Annotated in this window: 15 protein-coding genes; 13 read left to right on the forward strand and 2 right to left on the reverse strand. The window is 70.4% G+C overall.

What is annotated here, in order from left to right; all coding sequences use genetic code 11:
• Positions 1–46 precede the first annotated feature (46 nt).
• From ACZ5KW_RS12050 to ACZ5KW_RS12075, 6 genes are all read left to right on the forward strand, one after another.
• The gene (locus ACZ5KW_RS12050; protein ID WP_343776712.1) at positions 47–1300 is read left to right on the forward strand and encodes an alginate lyase family protein; all 1254 of its coding nucleotides are present in this window, start codon (positions 47–49) and stop codon (positions 1298–1300) included.
• A 130-nt stretch (positions 1301–1430) separates the two neighbouring features.
• Positions 1431–3020 carry an alkaline phosphatase family protein gene (locus ACZ5KW_RS12055; RefSeq protein WP_343776714.1) on the forward strand — a complete coding sequence of 530 codons (1590 nt, stop codon included), beginning with the start codon at positions 1431–1433 and terminating at the stop codon, positions 3018–3020.
• Positions 3017–4825: a hypothetical protein gene (locus tag ACZ5KW_RS12060; protein WP_343776716.1), complete on the forward strand. Its 1809-nt coding sequence runs from the start codon at positions 3017–3019 to the stop codon at positions 4823–4825. The genes ACZ5KW_RS12055 and ACZ5KW_RS12060 overlap by 4 nt, the downstream gene beginning before the upstream one ends.
• 279 nt (positions 4826–5104) lie before the next feature.
• A complete protein-coding gene (locus ACZ5KW_RS12065; RefSeq protein WP_343776718.1) occupies positions 5105–7798 on the forward strand; it encodes a hypothetical protein in 2694 nt (897 codons plus the stop codon).
• A 99-nt stretch (positions 7799–7897) separates the two neighbouring features.
• Entirely contained in the window at positions 7898–8116 is a 219-nt protein-coding gene (locus ACZ5KW_RS12070) for a hypothetical protein (RefSeq protein WP_343776720.1), read from the forward strand.
• Between the two features lie 124 nt (positions 8117–8240).
• Positions 8241–8468, forward strand: coding sequence for a hypothetical protein (locus tag ACZ5KW_RS12075; protein WP_343776722.1), 228 nt, complete (start codon positions 8241–8243; stop codon positions 8466–8468).
• 94 nt (positions 8469–8562) lie between these two features.
• Here the strand turns inward: ACZ5KW_RS12075 and ACZ5KW_RS12080 are convergent, their stop codons facing one another.
• A complete protein-coding gene (locus ACZ5KW_RS12080; protein WP_343776724.1) occupies positions 8563–9573 on the reverse strand; it encodes a glycosyltransferase family 2 protein in 1011 nt (336 codons plus the stop codon).
• A 171-nt stretch (positions 9574–9744) separates the two neighbouring features.
• Here ACZ5KW_RS12080 and ACZ5KW_RS12085 point away from each other — a divergent pair, with 171 nt between their 5' ends.
• Positions 9745–10956, forward strand: coding sequence for a Gfo/Idh/MocA family protein (locus ACZ5KW_RS12085; protein ID WP_343776726.1), 1212 nt, complete (start codon positions 9745–9747; stop codon positions 10954–10956).
• Between the two features lie 222 nt (positions 10957–11178).
• Here the strand turns inward: ACZ5KW_RS12085 and ACZ5KW_RS12090 are convergent, their stop codons facing one another.
• On the reverse strand, positions 11179–12954 hold the full coding sequence (locus ACZ5KW_RS12090) for a COG1361 family protein (RefSeq protein WP_343776728.1): 1776 nt from the start codon (positions 12952–12954) through the stop codon (positions 11179–11181).
• A gap of 433 nt (positions 12955–13387) precedes the next feature.
• On the opposite strand from ACZ5KW_RS12090, the gene ACZ5KW_RS12095 reads away from it, so the two are divergent.
• The 6 genes from ACZ5KW_RS12095 to wecB are packed head-to-tail and all read left to right on the forward strand — an operon-like array spanning position 13388 to position 19880.
• Positions 13388–14008, forward strand: a complete 621-nt coding sequence (locus ACZ5KW_RS12095) for an acyltransferase (protein ID WP_343776729.1) — start codon at positions 13388–13390, stop codon at positions 14006–14008.
• Entirely contained in the window at positions 14005–15132 is a 1128-nt protein-coding gene (locus ACZ5KW_RS12100; RefSeq protein ID WP_343776731.1) for a DegT/DnrJ/EryC1/StrS family aminotransferase, read from the forward strand. The genes ACZ5KW_RS12095 and ACZ5KW_RS12100 overlap by 4 nt, the downstream gene beginning before the upstream one ends.
• Positions 15125–16111: a Gfo/Idh/MocA family oxidoreductase gene (locus tag ACZ5KW_RS12105; protein WP_343776732.1), complete on the forward strand. Its 987-nt coding sequence runs from the start codon at positions 15125–15127 to the stop codon at positions 16109–16111. The genes ACZ5KW_RS12100 and ACZ5KW_RS12105 overlap by 8 nt, the downstream gene beginning before the upstream one ends.
• Positions 16108–17502: a nucleotide sugar dehydrogenase gene (locus ACZ5KW_RS12110; protein ID WP_343776733.1), complete on the forward strand. Its 1395-nt coding sequence runs from the start codon at positions 16108–16110 to the stop codon at positions 17500–17502. Before ACZ5KW_RS12105 ends, ACZ5KW_RS12110 begins: the two co-directional genes overlap by 4 nt.
• The gene (locus ACZ5KW_RS12115) at positions 17502–18794 is read left to right on the forward strand and encodes a glycosyltransferase family 2 protein (protein WP_343776735.1); all 1293 of its coding nucleotides are present in this window, start codon (positions 17502–17504) and stop codon (positions 18792–18794) included. Before ACZ5KW_RS12110 ends, ACZ5KW_RS12115 begins: the two co-directional genes overlap by 1 nt.
• 3 nt (positions 18795–18797) lie before the next feature.
• Positions 18798–19880, forward strand: a complete 1083-nt coding sequence (gene wecB / locus ACZ5KW_RS12120) for a non-hydrolyzing UDP-N-acetylglucosamine 2-epimerase (RefSeq protein ID WP_343776737.1) — start codon at positions 18798–18800, stop codon at positions 19878–19880.
• Positions 19881–19912: the final 32 nt, after the last annotated feature.

The raw sequence follows: 19912 nt of genomic DNA on the forward strand, positions 1-19912 counted from the left end.
CGGTCCGGGGGACCGAGCGGTCGGTGACGGACGCCGAGCGCGGAGCGTGACCGAACGCGACGCTGACGGGACGCGGCGCCGCGACCTGCTGCGCGGCGCCGCGTCGCTCGGGCTCGCCGGGGTCCTCGCCGGCTGCGGCTCCGGTTCCGATCGGTCGGGATCCGGTTCCGGCGGGTCGGGATCCGGGGTACCGACCGAGAGCCGGGACGACCCCGCCGTGTACGCCGGGTTCCTCGACGGCAACGAGGTCGTCGCGATCCGCGATCGCGTGGAAGACGACGAGCGGCCGTGGAAGGCGGCCTACGACGCCCAGATCCGGGACGCGGACCGGGCCGTGACGGCGACCCCGTCGAGCGTCGTCGACGACGGCTCACCGGACGGCGTGGACGAGCACCGGTTCGCCACGGGCGAGGAGCGGCCCGACTACCGGGCCGCGGTCGAGATGGGAACGTGGGTCCGTGATCTCGGGATAGGGTACGTGTTCACCGGGCGGGAGCGGTTCGCTCGCAAGGCGATCCGGCTGCTCGACCACTGGTTTCTCGACCCCGAGACGCGGATGTACCCCTCCGGCCGGAACTTCGGCGAGACGTACTTCTCCATCGAACTCCACGTCACGCTCCCGACGCTCATCTACGGCGCGGCGCTCGTCCGGGACTCCCCGCGGTGGTCGGCCGTCGGAGCGGACCGAGAGGCCCTTCGCGGGTGGATCGAGACGTACCTCGCGGACCTCGAGGACGGACGGGGGAAGCAGCGCTACACCGGTGCGGTCAAGAACAACATCTACGCCTGGTGGATCCTCGCGAGAGCGACCGCGGCGGCGTACCTCGACGACCGCGACGCGCTGACGCGCGCGTTCGACGACTGGCGCGAGCACGGCTTCGACCAACTCGAACCGAACGGCCTCCTGCGGCACGAGCGGCAGCGGGTCGACGGGCTGGAGTACTCGGTGTACGGGCTCAAGGCGCTCGCGTTCACCGCGGAGATAGCCCGGCACTACGACGTCGACCTCTACGGGCACACGCTCCCCGACGACGACGCGAGCGCGCTCCTGCGGGCCTTCGAGGGCCTGTGTCCGTACGTCACCGACGCCGCGGAGTGGGAGTACGGAACCGGAGAGAACGGATACACCGACGGGGACCGAACGGCTGCCGGCTCGGTGTACGAACTCGCGCACTCGCGGTGGGACCGCCCCGCGTTCGAGGGCGTCGTCGAGTCGATCGGTCGACCGCTGTACGACCGACGTATCCTCGGGTGGACGACGCTGACGCACGCCGACCGCTTCGAACTCGACGTCGACTGAGACCGGTCGCGAACCGCGTCTCCGACCGGTAACGCCGCCTTACTCGGGTACGAAAGGCATAACAAACGGCGTCCTTCCCCAAGCGGGGCGCAATGATTCGGACCGAGCGGCGTCGACGGGGGCGGTCGCGGTGAGCGACGACGGCGACCGCGCGTTCGTACTGGGGCTCGACGGCGTCCCGTGGCCGCTCATTCGGCCGTGGATCGACGACGGCGAGCTCCCGGCGTTCGCCGAGCTGGTCGATACCGGGGCGTCCGGTCCCCTCCGGAGCACGACGCCAGCGAACACGCCGGTCGCGTGGCCCTCCATCGCGACCGGCACCTGGCCCGACCGACACGGCCTCTACGAGTTCATGAAACTGGAAAGCGACTACAGCCAGCGGCCGTACAACCGGAACGACCTCCGGCAGCCGCCGCTCTGGGAGCTGCTCTCGCCGGCCGTCGTCGCGAACGTGCCGATGACGTACCCCGCCGGCGGCGTCGGCGATGACGGGGCGATGGTCGCCGGGATGATGACGAGCTCGACCGACGCGGCGGGGTTCACTGATCCGCCCGAGCTCGGCGAGGAGATCCGCGAGGAGATCCCCGACTATCGGGTCGGTCTCAAGTGGCACGAGTACGGCGAGGACCGACGCGAGGAGTTCCTCGCTGACTTCGCGTCGCTGCTCGAGGCGCGCCGCGAGCTGTTGGAGTCGCTCATGGAGCGGGAGGACTGGCGGCTGTTCTTCTTCACCTTCACCGCGCCTGACAGGCTCCAGCACCTGATCTGGGACGAGGGCGTGCTGTTGGACCACTACCGCGAGCTGGACGCGGTCCTCGCCGAGGTGATGACCTACTGCGACCGACTGGGCGCGACGCTGTACGTCGTCTCAGACCACGGGTTCGGGCCGATCTCGCGGGTCGTTAACCTCAACCGGGCGCTGGCGGACGCGGGCCTGTTGACGCCGAAGGACTCGACCGGTACCCGGGGCGTGCTCTCTCGCGCAGGCGTGTCGAAGTCGTCCGTGTTGAACGCGTTAGAACGGATCGGCATCGACGACGAGGTGCTCGTCGATCGGCTTCCGGCGGCGCTCGTCGACAGCGTCGCGCGAGCGGTGCCCGGCGACCACGCCCTCTACGACGTCGACTCCGAGCGGACCCGGGCGTTCCTCCACGGGCTGGGCAGCGTCTACGTCAACGACACCGTCCGGTTCGACGACGGGGCCGTCGACCCCGCGGAGCGAGCGGAGGTGAAAGCCGAGGTGATGACCGCGCTCTCGGAGCTGACCGACCCCGAGACCGGCGAACGGGTGCTCTCGGTCCACGACGGCGACGACCTCAACCCCGAAGACGAGTTCGCCCCCGACGTGGTCGTCGAGGCCGTCGAAGGGTATCACGTCAAGCCCGGGCTCGCGGACGAGGCCGTCGTCGACGCCGACGGCATCGCCGGCTACCACCGGCCGGAGGGCGTCATCTTCGCCCGTGGCCCCTCGATAGCGGCCGACGTCGCGGTCGAGGGCGCCGCGGTCGTCGACGTGGCGCCGACCCTGCTCCACGGGCTCGGCGAACCCGTTCCCGCGGCCGCTCACGGCCGCGTGTTGACGGAGCTGTTCGAACCCGGATCGCCGCCGGCGGAGCGGGAAGCGGTCGAGGTGGACCGCGGCTCGTCGGACGCGACGGCCGGCGGGCCCGGAAGCGACGAGGCCGTCGAAGAGCGGCTGCGCGGGCTGGGTTACCTATGACCGCCGGTGCGGGCAGCGGCCACCGCTCCGGCGACGAAGCCGGTGCGGGCAGCGGCCACCGCTCCGGCGACGACTCTCGCGGCGTCGGCGACGCGGCCGGAGCCCGCGGGAGGCGCCCGTATCTCGGCGCCATCGGTGCCGCGGTGGCCTCGGCGGCCGGCTGTCTCGGGTTCGCGCGGGGTGACGCGTCGAAAGACCCGCCCGCAGATCCGGACGATGGAGACGGACCGTCGGGAGACGGGCCAGACGGGCCGGGGGACGGATCCGACGACGAGGACCTGGGAACGCGCCACGGGATCGAGTTCGACCGAGTGCTCGACGCCGTCGACGACCTCGGCCTCGACCCGACCGGCAGCGCGCCGGCAAACGACCGGCTGGAGGACGCGCTCACGGAGGGGACGCTGGTGCGGTTCCCCGAGGGCGAGTACCGGTTCCTCGGCGAGGTCGTCGTCAGCGCGGACCGGGTCGGCGTGTTCGGCGACGGCGACGTGCGGTTCCTCCCGCCGGTCGGCTACACGCGACCCCTGTTCGACTCCGACTCGGTGCCGGACGACGTCCTCATCGAAAACGTCGACGTGGACGTCAGCGCCGACGACACGACGACGGGGATCCGGCTCGAATGTCGGAACCGGTTTCACATCCAAGACGTCGAGTTCCTCGGTCGTGGAACCAGCGAGTCGCCTGCCGGAACGCCGAGCGCGTTCGTCCTCGCGATCGACAACGAGGACGGTCGGGGCGTCCTGCGGAACGCGGTGGCGAAGAAGGGCTCTCGAATCGACGGGTACAAGCGCGGTAACGGCCGGATCGGCGTGTGGGTGGGCTGGTCGAACAAGGGGACCGTCCGCATCGAGGGCTGTGACCTCCGCGAGTTCGGCAATAACGGCGTGTACGGCTCTCGGACCCCCGGAAACGTCGAGATCGTCGACTGTTATTTCCTCAACAACAACGCGGCGAGCGCCCGCATCGCGGGCGAGGGAAGTTACGTCGAGGACTGTACGGTCGAGATCGACCTCGACCGGTACACCGGCGGGGCAGTGGACACGTCGACGGAGTTCAACACGCGGGCGATCGTCGTCGAACAGGGCGTCCAACGGGCGGGTGCGCCGCCGTTGCCCGCGGGTGCGGAGATCCGCGGCTGTACGCTCCGCGCCCGCTCGTCGCCGCGGTCACAGGCCGTCGTCGAACAGTCGCCCGTTGCGCGGAGCCTCGTCGTCCGCGACACGGAGATCCGGTGTGACATCGACGGGACGCCGGCGGTCCGCCGCGGCCCCGTGGGGTCGCTCCCCTACCGTCCGGACCGGCGGGAGCCTCCGCCGCCGCACTGGACGGAGTTGCGCAACGTCACCGTCGGTGGGAACGCGGCCGGGGGCGTCGCGGTCGACCTCAGGTTCGCGCCCGAGTCGGCGGTGATAGACTGCGACATCCGCTGTCGAGGGGAAGGGCGGGACGGCGTGTTCTTCGATCATTCCCCGCGGAGCGAAGTGAGCGGGGGCGAGATCCGCACCGACGGGCACCCGATCGTCGTCGACGTCGACCTGACGACGCCGCCCGACGAACACGTCGTGTGTCTCGGCGTCGACACGGTCCTAGAGCGGTTCGGCGACGCGGGCTTGGGCGTCGAGCTCACCTCGGACGTACCCCTGTTGCGCGCGCTCGCTCAGAGCGCCGGGACCGAGCGCGTCTGTCTCGGGCTCGACGCGGTGCCGTCGCTGCCGGACGCCGGGTCGGTCTCGAGCTCCCTCCGGATCAGCGTCGACGCGCTGGAGGGAGACGTACCGTTCGGACGAGTGCTGGATCGGCCGTGACGCTCGTCCGACCCCAGCGATCCGCGCGCCCGACGAACCGGTGGCTCGCGGATCGGGTCGATCCGGTCGCGGTTTCGATTAGTAGGAACCCCCTACGACCCGGTATTCGCCGGTTACGGAAAGCCCGGCCGGACACGGCGTTAGTAGGGGGTTCCTACGGCGGAGTAAACCGTGCCGCCAGCAACCGGGACCCATCTGGTAACCAAGCGATTCCAACCGGACGCATCCGGTCAGTTACTGGCGAAAACGAATATCATAGTAAGCCGGATATGCCCGGCCATGTCCAAAGAACGGACACCCGACGACGAGAGAGTAGGAGGCAGTTATGGTGCTGACGGGACAGTAAGCACCGACTACGAGGTCGAGACGGGGGACGAAGACGGGTCTGCCGGCGAGACGGAGGGGGGTGACGACACCCCGCTGCTCGAACGACGCGGGTACCTGAAGATGGCCGGCGTGGCCGCCGCCACGGTCGCCACCGCCTCGGCCGGCGGCGCCGCCGCGAGCGGAACGACCCGTCGCGGGATCGAGTTCGACCGAGTGCTCGACGCGGTCGACGACCTCGGACTGGACGCGGGCGGGAACGACCCGGTCAACGCCCGGTTGGACGACGCGCTCTCGGAGGGGACGCTGGTGCGGTTCCCCGAGGGCGAGTACCGCTTCGACGGTGAGATCGAGATCGACGCCGACCGCGTCGGCATGCTCGGCGAGGGCGACGTGCGGTTCCTCCCGCCGACGGGGTACTCGGGACTGCTGTTCGACTACTACCCCAACCCCGACGACGTGCTCATCGAGGGCATCGACATCGACATGCGGGCGAACGACACCACCACGGGCATCCGGCTCCTGTGTCGGAACCACTTCCACATCGAGGACGTCGAGTTTCTCGGCCGGGGGCTCACGGACAACTCCGGCCAGATCAGCGCCTTCCTGCTCGGGATCACGAACGAGAGCGGGCGCGGTGTCCTGCGGAACGCGGTGGCGAAGAAGGGGTCCCGCGTCGACGGGTACGCGCGCGGTAACGGCCGGATCGGCGTGTGGGTGGGCTGGTCGAACAAGGGGACCGTCCGCATCGAGGGCTGTGACTTCCGCGAGTTCGGCAACAACGGGACGTACACCTCCCGGACGCCCGGTCAGGTGGAGATAGTCGACTCCTATTTCCTCAACAACAACGCGGCGAACATCCGCATCGGCGGAGACGGGAGCTACATCGAGAACTGTACGGTCGAGATCGACTTCGGGAAGTACACCGGCCCGGAGCTCGGCGACATCTCGACCGGGTTCGGGATGCGCGGGATCCACGTCGATCAGGGCGTCCAACTCGAGGGCGCGGAGACGATCCCGGCGGGCGCGGAGGTCCGCGACTGCGAGCTCATCGGCGCCGACGCTCCGAACGGCCTCGCCATGATCAACCTCTCGCCGCAGGGGCGGAGCCTGCGCGTCGAGAACACTCGCGTCCGGGTCGACATCGACAACATGTGGGCCGTCCGCCGGGGACGCCCCGGCGCTATCCCGTGGCGCGAGTGGCAGCGGACGCCGCCGAAACCGCATTGGATCCGGATGGATAACGTCAGCATCACGGGGTCGGCGTCCGGCCGGGAGGCGGTCCGTCTCGTCGAGGCCGACGACTCGGTGGTCCGGAACTGCTGTGTCCACCAGTCGGGATCGAGCCGTGACGGCATCAACTTCGTCGACTCGACCGGCGGCGTCGTCGAGGACTCGACAGTCGACGTGACCGGGAGGGAGATCACCCTAGAGAACTCCACCGCGTCGAGCTCGTCGATAACCAAGGACGGGTCGTGCCCGTTCCCGAACCCGGAGCCGGCGTCTTCGGACTCGACCGGCGACTCCACGTCCGGCGGCTCCACGGACGACTCGACCCCCGACGACGGCCAGCAGGAGCTCGTCATCGACGGCGGCCACACCTCCGACAAGCTCACGTACACGTTCACCGTGGACGGTGGCGTCGAGCCCGGTCCCCGTGCGAACCCAGACGACGTGATAGACGGGACGACCGTCTCCGGTCAGGTCGAGGGCGGGAGCGACTCCTTCTGGGTGTCCGGAGAGTTCACCGACTTCCAACTCGACGGCGACGCCGAGGTCCGCCTCGACGGCGAGACGGTCGCCCCGTCGGATCTGGTCGTCTCCGACTCGACCGAGGAGACGAACGATTCGACCGACGGCACCGACTCGACGACGGACGACTCGACGGCGGAGACGACGGAGGAGCGCGAACTCGTCATCGACGGGAGCGGCATCTACGACCGCGTCGAGTACGCGTTCACGGTCGACGGGAGCGTCGCGCCGGGTCAGTACGCCAACGACAGCGACGTGATCGACGGGTCGACCGTCACCGGCCACGTCGAGGGCGGGTTCGACTCGTTCCTCGTCAGCGGGGAGTTCACCGACTTCCAGATCGATGCGGACGTGCCCGTTCGCCTGAACGGCCAGACCGTCGATCCAGCGGATCTGGTCGTCGACGACGGTCGCACGGTCGAGGTCGACGGCACCGACTCGACCGACCCGCTCGCGTACACGTTCAGCGTCGACGGGAGCGTGACGCCCGGCGACGGCGCGGCCGCCGCGGACGTGACCGACGGCACCGTCACCGGACGCGTCCAGGGCGACGCCAGCGCCTTCCAGGTCACCGGCGAGTTCACGAACTTCCAGGTCGAGGGCGACCTCGTCGTCCGCGTGGACGGCGAGCCCGTCGACCCGGCGACGCTCGACGGGGGCCACGACCTGCCGCACGAGCTGGTCGTCGACGGCGACGGCGCGGAGGCGAGCTACCTCGTCGAGACGACCGGTTCGGTCGCGAAGCGCGCCGGCGGCTGGGGCGCCGAGGCGTCGGACGCGGCGACGGGCGGCGTCGCCAGCGGGACCGTCGCGGACGACCGCGACACGTTCGGCTTCTCCGGCGACGTCGCTCGGCTCCAGATCGACGGCGACGCCTCCCTCACGTTCCGGAGGTGATCTGATGGCCTCGAACCCCGAGGAGCCGTCGGCCGGTCGGCGTCGACGCCGCTCCGCCGCGAGCGCCGTGACCGCGGCCGACTGCCGCGGGGTGGGAGCATGAGCCGGAGTGCGCTCGAAGTGGAGTGGGAGGCCCAGCCGGACGACCCCGACAGCGAGGACCTCGGCTACGACCTCGACGACTGGGAGCGGATACGGGCGTCGGGGGTCGACTCCGAGAAGTTCCTCTACCTGCCGGAGGACGAGGAACTGCTCCGCGAGGAGGCGTTCGTCGTGGCCGCGCCGGCGGCCGTCGTGGACCTGCTCGACAACAGGTAGGCCCGCCGGCTGACCGGTCCAGTGCGGTGCCAGACCCGCCGGCGGTCCAGTCCGGTGTCACAGACCGGTCCGCGGACCGATCGCGGCCGAAACGGTCAAGCCGTTGACTCTCGAATTATTTCCGATGGGAGAGCCTGCCGACTCGGCGAGGAAGGCCGCGGAGTATCGACACGACGACGGGTCCGTGGAGATCGTGTTCGCCGTCGACGACGGTCGCGTCCTGACCGTCCGCGAATACCCGGACGAGGAGACGTTCGAGACGGTGACGGAGTCGGCGGCGTACGTCGGCCAACACGAGGGCGTCTCCGACCTGCCGGGTGTCGAGGCGTTCCAGGAGACCGACGACTCCTGACCCGGCGGCGAGAGGGACGGTGCGGCTCGGGTCGGTCGAGTCCGCGTCGTCCGCGCCCGCCGAGTACGCGTCGTTCTGACCGGCTCCGTGCGCGTCAGGGACGGCCGGGTCCCTCGGCGTCGGTGTCGGTCGGCGACGCCAGTTCGAGCAGTTGTCCGTACGCCTTCGCGAGCGACGTGACGTAGGCCACGACGAGGAACGCGAGCTTCCGCCGGGCGGGCAGTTCAGCCCAGTCGCGCACGGACCGGCGCATGAAACTCGGCCGCGGCGGGAGAAACGCGGCGGGGTTGAGCGCGGCGAGGATCGGCGACCCGTACCGCTCCGGGTAGTACCGCCGGAGCTGGGTCTTCCCGCGGCCGACCCGTCTGGACTTCCGGAGCAGCGCGCCGAGCGTCGTCCGGGTGGGATGGTACATGACGACGTCCGGCGCGTATCGGAGGTCGCGCCCGCTCGCCGCCACGCGGTTCCCGAACTCCAGGTCCCCGCTCGACTGGAGTCGGGCGTCGAACCCGCCGACCCCTTCGATCAGTGCTCGCGTGACGACCAGACAGCAGGTCGGCGCGAACGAGAGCTCCTCGATGAACCGCTCGACGTGGAGGTCGTTCAGTCGGTTGTACTCGGCCACCGTCCCCTCGTCGCCGGTCGTGAACAGCCGCACGTCGCAGGCGAGGTAGTCGGCGCCCGTCACGGCCATCTCCCGCGCGACGGCCTCGACCCACCCGGGATCGACGACCATGTCGGCGTCGACGAAGGCGATCACGGAGCCCGTCGCGGCGGAGATGCCCGCGTTCCGCGCGGCGTACGAGCCCCGAACGTCGTCTTCGACGAACAGCCGGATCCCGTCGAACGCCTCGTCCCCGAGGTACTCGCGGACGACGTCGCGCGTCCCGTCCGTCGACCCGTTGTCCACGACGATCACCTCGTACCGGTCGGTGGTCGCGGTCTGTCGCCGGAGCGAGTCGAGCGTCGCCTCGATCCCGGCCGGGTCGTTGTACACCGGGATCACCACCGAGACGAACGGGAGTCCCTCCCCAGCGGCGTCGGTGCCGTCACTCGCCTCGGCGGAGCTGCGATCGGCGGTCGACGGGCCGGGGTCGGGAGTCACGAACGGGGGTTCCGCGAGCGACGGTATTGTTATACGAATCGTACCGCCGACTCGAGTCGCCGACGGGTCGGGGGCCGCCGGGTGGATCGGCTCGCCGCGTCGCGGTGCGGTCCGGGCGCGCGAGGTAGGCGGTCTATACTCTTTGGTCGGGGACGGCGTTCTCAGTCCGGAATGGTCTACGACGTCGCGGTCATCGGCACGGGCCCTGACCCCTCGGACCCCGATCGAGACGGGTACGCGATGGGGTATCGGCACGGACACGCCTACGAGAACAACGAGGACTGCGAGCTCGTCGCGTGCGCGGACATCGTCTTGGAAAACGGGCGGGCGTTCGCCCGCGAGTTCGACCTGCGCGAGGGCACCGCCTACGAGGACTACGAGGCGATGCTCGCCGCGGTCGAGCCGGACCTCGTGAGCGTCTGCGTGCCGCCGGGGATCCACGCCGCGATCGTCGAGGACTGCGCCGAGAGCGGGAACGTCGCGGCGATCCACTGCGAGAAGCCGATGGCCGACACCTGGGGCGACTGTAAGTCGATGGTCCGGACCTGCGACCGGAACCGCGTCCAGCTCACGATCAATCACCAGCGCCGGTTCGGCGCGCCCTTCCGCAAGGCCAAGGAACTCCTCGACGACGGCGCGATCGGGGAGCTCGCCAAGATCGAGTTCGCGGACGAGACGCTCTTCGACGCCGGGATCCACCAGGTCGACCTCTCCCGATACTTCACCGACGGCGCCGACGTGGAGTGGGTGATAGCACAGGTCGACTACCGCGAAGAGAACCGGTGGTTCGGCACCCCGAACGCCACGCAGGCGCTCGTCCAGTGGCGGTACGCCGACGGGACGGTCGGGCTCGCCACCACCGGCGAGTCGGCGCCCGCGGGAGCGTGTTACTTCCGACTGGTCGGCACGGACGGCGCCATCGAACTCGGCGTCGACGGCGGACCGACGCTCCGCTACCGGACCGACGGCGGGAAGTGGCAGTCGGTCGGGACGGACGGCGAGAACCTCCACGGCCTCGGTTCCCCGGGGTACCTCGGCGCAGCGCTGCGCGGTGTCCGGGCGCGGCTGCCGCTGCTCTCGGCCGAGGACCGCGAGGCGCCGGTGTTCATCGAGCGCGCGATCGCCGACGCGGTCGAGGGACTGAAGACGGGGTCGGAGCCCGAACTGTCCGGGCGGAACGCGCTCCGGGCGACGGAGGTGGTCTTCGCCGCGTGGGAGTCGGCCAGACGGCGCGGGCGGATCGACCTCCCGCTCGAGATCGAGGACAACCCGCTCGTCGCGATGATCGACGACGGGTGGCTCGGTCCCGCGGCCGACCGCGCGGCGTCCGCCGCCGACACCCCCGCGAACGGGTCCGGCGACGCGCCGTCAGCCGACCGGTGAGGCGTCTCCGACGCCCCCGACGCAACCCGGAGCGCGTTCCGGCAGGACGCGGAAGCCGAACTCACGAACGACGAGCTCACGCGGACGCGACACAACGTTGGCTTGTCGGGGGGAGCAAGGAGACGAGCGGGGATATAACGAGCTGCTACCGCGCACAGTTCGTCGACGGCCCGCCGTAGCCGGCGGCGGGCGCGGCGGTCGCGCCCGCACCGACGTGCGGTTTTAGGAGTCGAACTGGGCCCTGTACTGCTCGCGGATCGTCTCTTTCTGCGTCTCGTCGAGCGCCTCGTACTCGCTGTCGAACCGCTCTCTGGCCAGTTCGTCCCACGAGTCGATCCGGTCGCCGTCGTCGGACTCGAACTGGTCGTCGAAGGCGGCCTCGATCTCCTGTTGGGTCTCGACGTCGATGCTGGTGAAGTCGAACTCGTCGTTCCGCTCGACGTCGAGCCCGAACTCCTGTCGCGCTATCTCCTCGCGGGTCAGGACCTCGGTGATCACGAGGTCACCCGCGAACGGCTGTCGCTCGTGGATCTCGTCGACCTGCGACTGCGTCTCGGCGCTGACCTCGTCGTAGTCGAGCCCGTACTTCTCTTGGGTGATCGCGTCCTTCGAGACGGTCTCCGACTCGCCGTTGTCGGAGTCCGAGGACGACGAGCCGCCACCGCCGGAGTAGTAGTCCTCGATGACCACGACACCGGTCGCGTTGGCGTCCCCGCTGTAGACGCCGTAGACGTGCGTGCCGAGCAGGTCACGGTCGCTGAACCGGTCGCGGTCGTCGGCGGCGATCGCGAACTCGACGGTCGTCCGCTCGCCCGGCGCGAGGTCGACCGTCGAGTTCGCCGTCACCGTCTCCGGGTCGTCGTCGCCGTCCAGGTCGATGCGGTGTTCGACGGTCTCGTTCGCGGCCGCGTCGCCGATGTTCGACACCTTCGCGGTGAACGCGACGTCGTCGTCCACGTCGGCCGACCGCGGCCCGTCGACCTCGTCTACCTTGAGGAAGCTCTCGCGGACGCGGAGCGTCGCCGTGGTCGCGTCGTTCGGCGTCGCGACGGCGACCGAGTAGTTCCCGCGGGTGAGGTTCGCCGTCGCCGCCTCGAACTCGAACGTCTTCGTCTCGTTCCCGTCGAGCGTCACGGAGCGGTTCCAGTCGAACGACTCGGCCGGCCCGTCGAGCCAGACCTCCTCCGTGCCGGGAACGTCGCCCGCGTTCGTCAGCGTCACCGACCCGTTGAACCGGTCGCCCCTGACCGCGTCGGCGGTCATCGTCGCGCCCGCGACGCGGACGGTCGCCGGTCGGAGGACGACAAGCGTCCCCTCCCGCGAGCTCCCCGACGCCTCGACCCGGTACGGGTAGGTCCCCGGTTCGAGCCCGCCGGTCTCGACCGAGAAGCTCACGGCGGCCTCGCTCCCGGCGCGGACCATCGGGGCCTTCGCGGCGACGGTCTCGTCGCCGTCGAAGTCGCCGTCTGCGTTCCGGTCGAGGCGGAGGTCGACGTTCCTGAGCCCGCGGAAGTCGCCGTCGTTGCGGACGGTCACGGCGACGCTCCCGGTGTCGCCGCGAACCACCCGGTCAGCCCGGGCGTCGGAGACGACGAACGCGGGTGGATCGAGGGAGACGGTGCCCGTCTCCAGCGCTCCCGACTCGTCGCCGAGCGTGTAGTTGTACCGTCCGGCCGTCAGCGCGTCTCTCGGGGCCGACAGCGTGAGCTCCCGCGTCTCTCCCGCGGAGAGCGTGACCGTTCGCTCGTCGACGGTGACCGATGAGCCTTCCTCGTCTTCGACGACCAGCTCGTAGGACCGCGTCGCGTTCGCGGCGTCGGTGTTGTTGATCGTGGTCCGAACCTCGAAGGCGGCGTCGCCGGCGCCCGGTTTGACCGCCTCCGCACCTTCGACGGTTACCGACGCACCGCTCCCGAGGTCGGCGACGGACGCGGCACCGACGCCCGCACCGACGACGAGCAGCACCGCGACGACCGCGTGTATTCCGGTGATCTCCATACGGGGACGTTCGCGAATATCGTCTTTGTTACGATGGGCATACTCCGGTGGAGAGCCCCCGCAGCGGGGCGATCGACCCGAGAGGACCGAGAGCGACCCGTCGCGGACGCGAGTCGAGTAACGACGGACTTGAGCCGAGTAACGTGACACGTCGGGCAGATGTTCGCTCCTTACTCCGCTCCTCTCGCGGACCCGCTCACCGCTCGCGTTCACCGGTCCGTCCCTTCGGTGACTCGTAAGCCCCTCCCGCTCGGTGGTTCGGGCGTCGCCTCGAGATTCCGCAGACGGCCCCGACTCCGTCGCGAACCGACCGACGAGAGAGCACGCGTCGAGTGCGGTTCAACTGGCGGCGGCGGTGGAGTATGTCCAGCGTACCTCGGCAAGCCTCTCCATAACAATGCCCGGACCGACCGGACCGCTACACGAATCAGTCATGGGAGACTCACAACGGAACGACCCGGCGTCGGCGGTCGCGGACATTGAGCTCGGCGCGCGATCGGCGATCAGCGATCGCGCGACGCTCGGCTACGAGTACGCCGCAGACGCCGGTGCGACCGTCCTCGGCGCCGACGCGACGGTCCGAGCCGGCTCGATCGTCTACGCGGACGTGCGAGCGGGCGACGGCTTCACCACCGGACACAACGCCCTCGTCAGGGAACACACCGAGTTCGGCGACGACGTGCTCGTCGGGACCAACACCGTCATCGACGGCCGGACGACGGTCGGCTCGCACGTGAGCCTCCAGACGAACGTGTACGTCCCGCGCGAGACCGTGATCGGCGACGACGTGTTCGTCGGTCCGGGCGCGGTGTTGACGAACGACCCCTATCCCGTCCGTCAGGACGTCGACCTGGAGGGGCCGACGATCGCCGACTCGGCCTCCATCGGGGCCAACGCGACCGTCCTTCCCGGCGTCACCGTCGGCGAACGGGCGTTCGTGGCCGCCGGGGCGGTCGTCACGGACGACGTTCCCCCGGAGACGCTCGCCGCGGGCGTCCCGGCAGAGCCCCGCGATCTGCCGGAACCGCTCGACGGCTCGAACACGATAGCATGAGCCGGATCGCCATCGCCGACCCAGACGTCGGCGAACGGGAACTCGAACGGGTCCGCGAGGTGTTGACGAGCGGTCGGCTGGCGGACGGGCCCGTCGTCCGCGAGTTCGAGCGCGAGTTCGCGGCGTTCTGCGGCGCCGACCACGGGGTCGCGGTCGCGAACGGGACCGCCGCCCTCCAGACCGCGTTCGAAGCGGTCGGGATCGGCGAGGGCGACGCGGTCGTCACGACGCCGTTCTCGTTCGTCGCGAGCGCGAACGCGGTCAGGCTCTGTGGCGCGCGACCGGTGTTCGCCGACGTCGACCCGGAGACGTACACGCTGGACCCCGACGCGGTCGAGGCGACCCTGGAGGCGACCGACGACGTGGCCGCGATCCTCCCGGTCCACCTGTACGGGCTGCCCGCGGAGATGGACCGGTTGACCGAGATCGCGGCGGACCACGAGGTCGCGCTGATAGAGGACGCGGCACAGGCACACGGGGCGGCATACGAGGGGACGACCGTCGGCACGTTCGGCGACGCCGCCTGCTTCTCGTTTTACCCCACGAAGAACATGACGACCGGCGAGGGCGGGATGGTCGTCACGGACGACGAGGGGGTCGCCGACCGCGCCGCCCGCTTCGTCAACCACGGCCGGTCGGACGCGGCCGACCGCGGCTACGACCACGTGTCCGTCGGGCACAACCTCCGGTTGACCAGCCTCTCGGCCGCGATCGGCGTCGAACAGCTCCGCAAACTCCCGGCGTACAACGCGCGACGCCGCGAGAACGCGAGGCGGCTCTCCGCGGCGCTGGAGGACGTCTCGGAGCTGACGCTGCCGGTGGAGCCGCCGGAGCGGCGCCACGTCTACCACCAGTACACGGTCCGCTGTCCGGACCGGGCGGCGCTGCGGGACCACCTCGACGAGCGGGGGGTGGACACGGCCGTCTACTACCCGACGTTGATCCCGGACCAACCCGCGTACGACGGCTACGAGGCGTCCGTCTCGACGGCTCGTCGGCTCGTCGACGAGGTCGTGTCGCTGCCGGTCCACCCCGGGCTCGTCGACGAGGACCTCGATCGGATCGCCGACGCCGTCCGCGATCACTACGGCCTGCCGCAGGCGGAGGTGACCGCCGATGACTGACGACGGGGCGCTCCGCGTCGGCGTCATCGGCGTCGGGAGCATGGGCGCACACCACGCCCGCGTGTACGCCAGCTCGGCCGCGGTGGACCTGGTCGGGGTCGCCGACACCGACTGGGACCGAGCGAAGGAGATCGCCGAGAAACACGGGACGCGAGCGCTCAATCGGGGCACGCTGCTTCAGGCGGTCGACGCCGTCTCGGTCGTCGTTCCGACGCAGTTCCACGCGTCGATCGTGCGGGAGGCGCTGGAGGCCGACACCAGCGTCTTAGTCGAGAAGCCGTTCGTCGACGACCCGGCGGCGGGACGCGAGCTGATCGCGCTCGCCGACCGGCGGGACCTCCGGCTCCAGGTCGGCCACATCGAGCGGTTCAATCCGGCGGTGCGGGCCCTCGTGGACGTGCTCCCGGAGATGGACGTCCTCGCGGTCGACGCCCGCCGGCTCGGTCCGCCGGTGGACCGCGAGAACACCGACGGCGTGGTCGAGGACCTGATGATCCACGACCTCGACATCCTCCTGTCGCTCTTCGACGCCGAGGTCGACGAGACGTACGCCGCGGGGATCGACGGCGAGCCCCACGTCACGGCGACGCTCCAGCTCGACAACGGCGTGTTGGGAACGCTGACCGCGAGCCGGATCACCCACCAGAAGGTCCGCGAACTCGCGGTCACCGGGCGGGAGTGTCGGGTGACGGTGAATTACCTGACGCAGTCGGTGAAGATCCACCGCCACTCGCTGCCCGGCTACGTCGAGTCGAACGGCGACCTGCGGTACCGGTCCGAGAGCGTCGTCGAGCGGCCGCAGGTCAACAGCGGCGAGCCGCTCCGCGGCGAGATCGAGTCGTTCGTCTCGTCCGTGACCGAGGGAACCGCCCCCGAGGTCACCGGCCACGACGGGCTCCGGGCGATCGAGCTGGTCCGCGAGATCAGCGATGCGGTCGACGACCCCGAGGCGACGATCGCGCAGACGGGTGGGCGATGACCGCGAACGCCCCCGCGACGGAGACCGTCGGACTGTACGGCGCCGACGCGTCCCCGGACGAACAGCGGGCCGCATTCCGGGAGGGTCGCGTCCCCGTCGCGGTGTACGGGATGGGGAAGATCGGGCTGCCGCTGTCGCTGGTGTACGGCGAGACGACGGGCGCCGTGACCGGCGTCGACATCGATCCCGGACGCGTCGCGGCCCTAGCCGACGGGACCAACCCGCTCGACCACGAGCCGGGCGTGTCCGCGCTGCTGTCGGAGCTGGTCGCCGAGGACCGCTTCGCCTGTACGACCGACGGCGAAGCGGCGGCGTCGACGGCCCGCGTTCACGTGATCGTCGTTCCGACCGTGATCGACGCCGACGACGACCCCGACCTCTCGTCGCTGGAGGCGGCCGCCGAGACGGTCCGGTCCGGTCTCGACCCGGGCGACGCGGTGTTCGTGGAGTCGACCGTACCGCCGGGGACCTGCGAGGACGTGATCGAGCCGGTCCTCACGGCCGGCGAGCGGTCGCCGGGCGAGTTCGGGCTCGCGCACACGCCGGAGCGGACCGCTAGCGGCCGCGCGCTCCGCGACATCCGCGGGTCGTACCCGAAGATCGTCGGCGGGGTCGACGGCGAGAGCGGCCGGGTCGCGGCGCTCGTCTACGACGAGCTGACCGACAACGAGGTCATCCGGACCAGCGACGCGAGGACCGCGGAGTGCGTCAAGCTCTTCGAGGGCGTCTACCGCGACGTCAACATCGCGCTCGCCAACGAGCTGGCGACGCTGACCGACGCGTTCGGCGTCGACGTGATCGACACCATCGAGGCCGCGAACACCCAGCCGTACTGCGACATTCTCACGCCCGGAGCGGGCGTCGGCGGCCACTGTATCCCCTACTACTCGCACTTCCTCCTCGATGCGATCACGGACCCCGCTCCGATGATCGAGACGGGCAGATCCGTCAACGAGCGGATGCCGGGATTCGTCGTCGAGACGCTGGTCGACGGGCTCTCGACCGACCGCTCGGTCGAGGGCGCGACGGTCGCGCTGTTCGGCGTGGCCTACCGCGCGGGCGTTCCCGAGACGCGGGCCTCGCCCGCGATCGACGTCGCTCACCGGCTGGACCGGCTGGGAGCGACCGTCCTCGCGGTCGACCCGATCCTCGACGAGCTGCCAGAAATGCCCGCCGAGGACGTCGCGCTCGACGAGATAACGGACCGTGACGTCGACGCGGCCGCCCTCATCACCGCCCACGAGGAGTTCGGCGACGTCGACTGGCACGCCTTCGAACGCGAGGGGTCGGACGGGATTCGACGCGGCATCACCGTCGTCGACGGGCGACAGGCGCTCGACCTCTCGGAGACGGCACACACCGTCTACACCGTCGGCCGGGGGTGGCACTGATGTACCAGGAGGCGACCGTCGCCGTCGTGATCCCCGCCTACAACGAGGTGGGGTTCGTCGGCGACGTGATCGAGACCGTCCCCGGGTACGTCGACCGCGTGTACGTCGTCGACGACTGCTCGACCGACGACACGTGGGGAGAGATCCGCCGGACGCTCGACGGGCTCGAAGGGTCGGAACGACCGGGCGGGAGGCTCCGTCCGATCGCCGACGACTCACCGTCCGCTCCGGGGAAATCGGAGTCGGGCGCCGACGGTTCGGGCTCGGTCGCCGGCGGTTCGGATCCGATCGCGGACGGTTCCGGCGCCGTCCCCGACGCTACCGGAGACCTCCCCGGCGGTGCCGGACCGGCCTGGCGGGACCGGATCGTCGCTCGGGACGCGCGCAGCGGAACGGCGCTTCCGGACCGTCTGGTCGTCGCGCTCCGGCACCGCGAGAACACCGGGGTCGGCGGCGCGATAAAGACGGGGTACCGCAACGCGATGGCCGACGACGCCGACGTCGACGTGGTGGCGGTGATGAGCGGCGACGGGCAGATGGACCCGGCGATACTCGACCGGATCATCGGTCCCGTCGTCCGCGACGAGGCCGACTACGCGAAGGGGAACCGCCTGCGACACGCGGAGTACCGGCGGCAGATGTCGACCTGGCGGACGTTCGGCAACGTCCTGCTCACGGGACTCACCCGGATCGCCAGCGGGTATTGGCGGATGACGGACCCGCAGAACGGGTACACCGCAATCTCCCGTCGGGCGCTCGACCGCGTCGAGTACGAGTCGCTGTACGAGGACTACGGGTTCTGTAACCACCTGCTCGTCCGCCTGAACAAGCAGGGGATTCGCATCGCTGACGTTCCGATGCGCGCGGTGTACGGCGACGAGACCAGCAACATCAGGTACAGTTCCTTCGTGCCGAGGCTCTCGGCGCTGCTGTTTAGAAGCTACCTCGGTCGCCTGCTCGCGGACGGCGACCGCGGGGTCGGCTCGCCACCGTCCGTCGCACAGCTTCTCGGGTTGGGGCTCCTCCTCGGCGGGACTGCGCTCGGGGTCGGGTCGGCCGTCGCGGGCGCGACCGGGACGGCGGTCGCCGGCGGCCTCTTCGCGCTGTTCGGGCTCGCCTCGTTCGTCGCGGGGATCGCCGCCGAGCGACGGGCCGACACCGACATGGAGGTCCGCGTCGGGCCCGCCGACCTCTCGGGGGAGTTCGACTTCGCCGCGTCCGAGGGCTCGTCCGGGGACGAGCGGTCGGGGATCGCCCCGACGACGGACGAGTCGACCGCGAGGGAGGACTGACCCGTGCGGGTCTGTTCGGTGGTCGGCGCGCGACCGCAGTTCGTCAAGGCGTTCCCGGTCTCCCGACGGCTGCGCGCGGACCACGAGGAGGTGCTGATCCACACGGGCCAACACTACGACGAGGAGCTCTCGGGCGTCTTCTTCGAGGAGTTGGACATCCCCGAACCGGAGTACAACCTCGGCGTCGGCTCGGGGGACCACGCCCCGCAGACCGCCGAGATGATGCGCCTGATAGACGAGGTGCTCGACGCGGAGTCGCCCGACGTCGTGCTCGTCTACGGGGACACGAACTCGACGCTCGCGGCCGCGCTGGTCGCGGCCAAGCGCGAGCCGATGCTCGCGCACGTCGAGGCGGGCCTCCGCAGCGGGAAGTGGTCGATGCCGGAGGAGGTGAACCGCGTCCTCACCGACCACTGCTCCGACCTCCTTTTGACTCCGGGCGAGAACGCCGCGGAGACCCTCCGCGAGGACAACGCCAGAGGCGAGGTCGTCGTGACCGGCGACGTGATGTACGACGCGGTCCTCGCCGTTCGGGACCGAGTGCTCGACGAGTCGACCCCCCTACCGATCTCGGGACTCCGCCCGGACGAGTACGTGTTGGCGACGGTCCACCGGGCGTCGAACACCGACGACCCGGACCGGTTGGCGGGCATCCTCGACGGCCTGACCGGGGTCGACATCCCGGTCGTCCTGCCGCTTCACCCGCGGACGGAGAACGCGCTCCGGGAGCACGGGCTGTACGACCGCGCCGCGGAGGAGATACGCCTCGTCGACCCGGTCGGCTACGTCGAGTTCCTCCAACTGCTCTCGAACGCGTCGAAGGTCGCAACCGACTCCGGCGGCGTCCAGAAGGAGGCGTTCTACCTCGACACGCCCTGCGTCACGCTCCGCGACGAGACGGAGTGGATCGAGACCGTCGAGGCCGGCTGGAACGCGCTGGTCGGGGGCAACCCCGACCGGATCTCCCGCGCGCTGTTCGACCGGTCGGAACTCCCGCCGAAGCCCGAGTTGTACGGCGGCGGCGACGCGGCCGATCTGACCGTCTCGGCCATCGAGGCGAAGCTCGCCGACGCGGCGGACGACTGAGCGGCGGCGAAGCGCGGTCGCGCCGTCGACCG

Source organism: Halorubrum ejinorense, assembly GCF_055389685.1.

Excerpts from the sequence above, each read along its gene's own strand:
- ACZ5KW_RS12060 (WP_343776716.1), top strand. The coding sequence starts at position 3,017 with ATGACCGCCGGTGCGGGCAGCGGCCACCGCTCCGGCGACGAAGCCGGT.
- ACZ5KW_RS12065 (WP_343776718.1), top strand. The coding sequence starts at position 5,105 with ATGTCCAAAGAACGGACACCCGACGACGAGAGAGTAGGAGGCAGTTAT.
- ACZ5KW_RS12070 (WP_343776720.1), top strand. The coding sequence starts at position 7,898 with ATGAGCCGGAGTGCGCTCGAAGTGGAGTGGGAGGCCCAGCCGGACGAC.
- ACZ5KW_RS12075 (WP_343776722.1), top strand. The coding sequence starts at position 8,241 with ATGGGAGAGCCTGCCGACTCGGCGAGGAAGGCCGCGGAGTATCGACAC.
- ACZ5KW_RS12085 (WP_343776726.1), top strand. The coding sequence starts at position 9,745 with ATGGTCTACGACGTCGCGGTCATCGGCACGGGCCCTGACCCCTCGGAC.
- ACZ5KW_RS12090 (WP_343776728.1), bottom strand. The coding sequence starts at position 12,954 with ATGGAGATCACCGGAATACACGCGGTCGTCGCGGTGCTGCTCGTCGTC.
- ACZ5KW_RS12095 (WP_343776729.1), top strand. The coding sequence starts at position 13,388 with ATGGGAGACTCACAACGGAACGACCCGGCGTCGGCGGTCGCGGACATT.
- ACZ5KW_RS12100 (WP_343776731.1), top strand. The coding sequence starts at position 14,005 with ATGAGCCGGATCGCCATCGCCGACCCAGACGTCGGCGAACGGGAACTC.
- ACZ5KW_RS12105 (WP_343776732.1), top strand. The coding sequence starts at position 15,125 with ATGACTGACGACGGGGCGCTCCGCGTCGGCGTCATCGGCGTCGGGAGC.
- ACZ5KW_RS12110 (WP_343776733.1), top strand. The coding sequence starts at position 16,108 with ATGACCGCGAACGCCCCCGCGACGGAGACCGTCGGACTGTACGGCGCC.
- ACZ5KW_RS12115 (WP_343776735.1), top strand. The coding sequence starts at position 17,502 with ATGTACCAGGAGGCGACCGTCGCCGTCGTGATCCCCGCCTACAACGAG.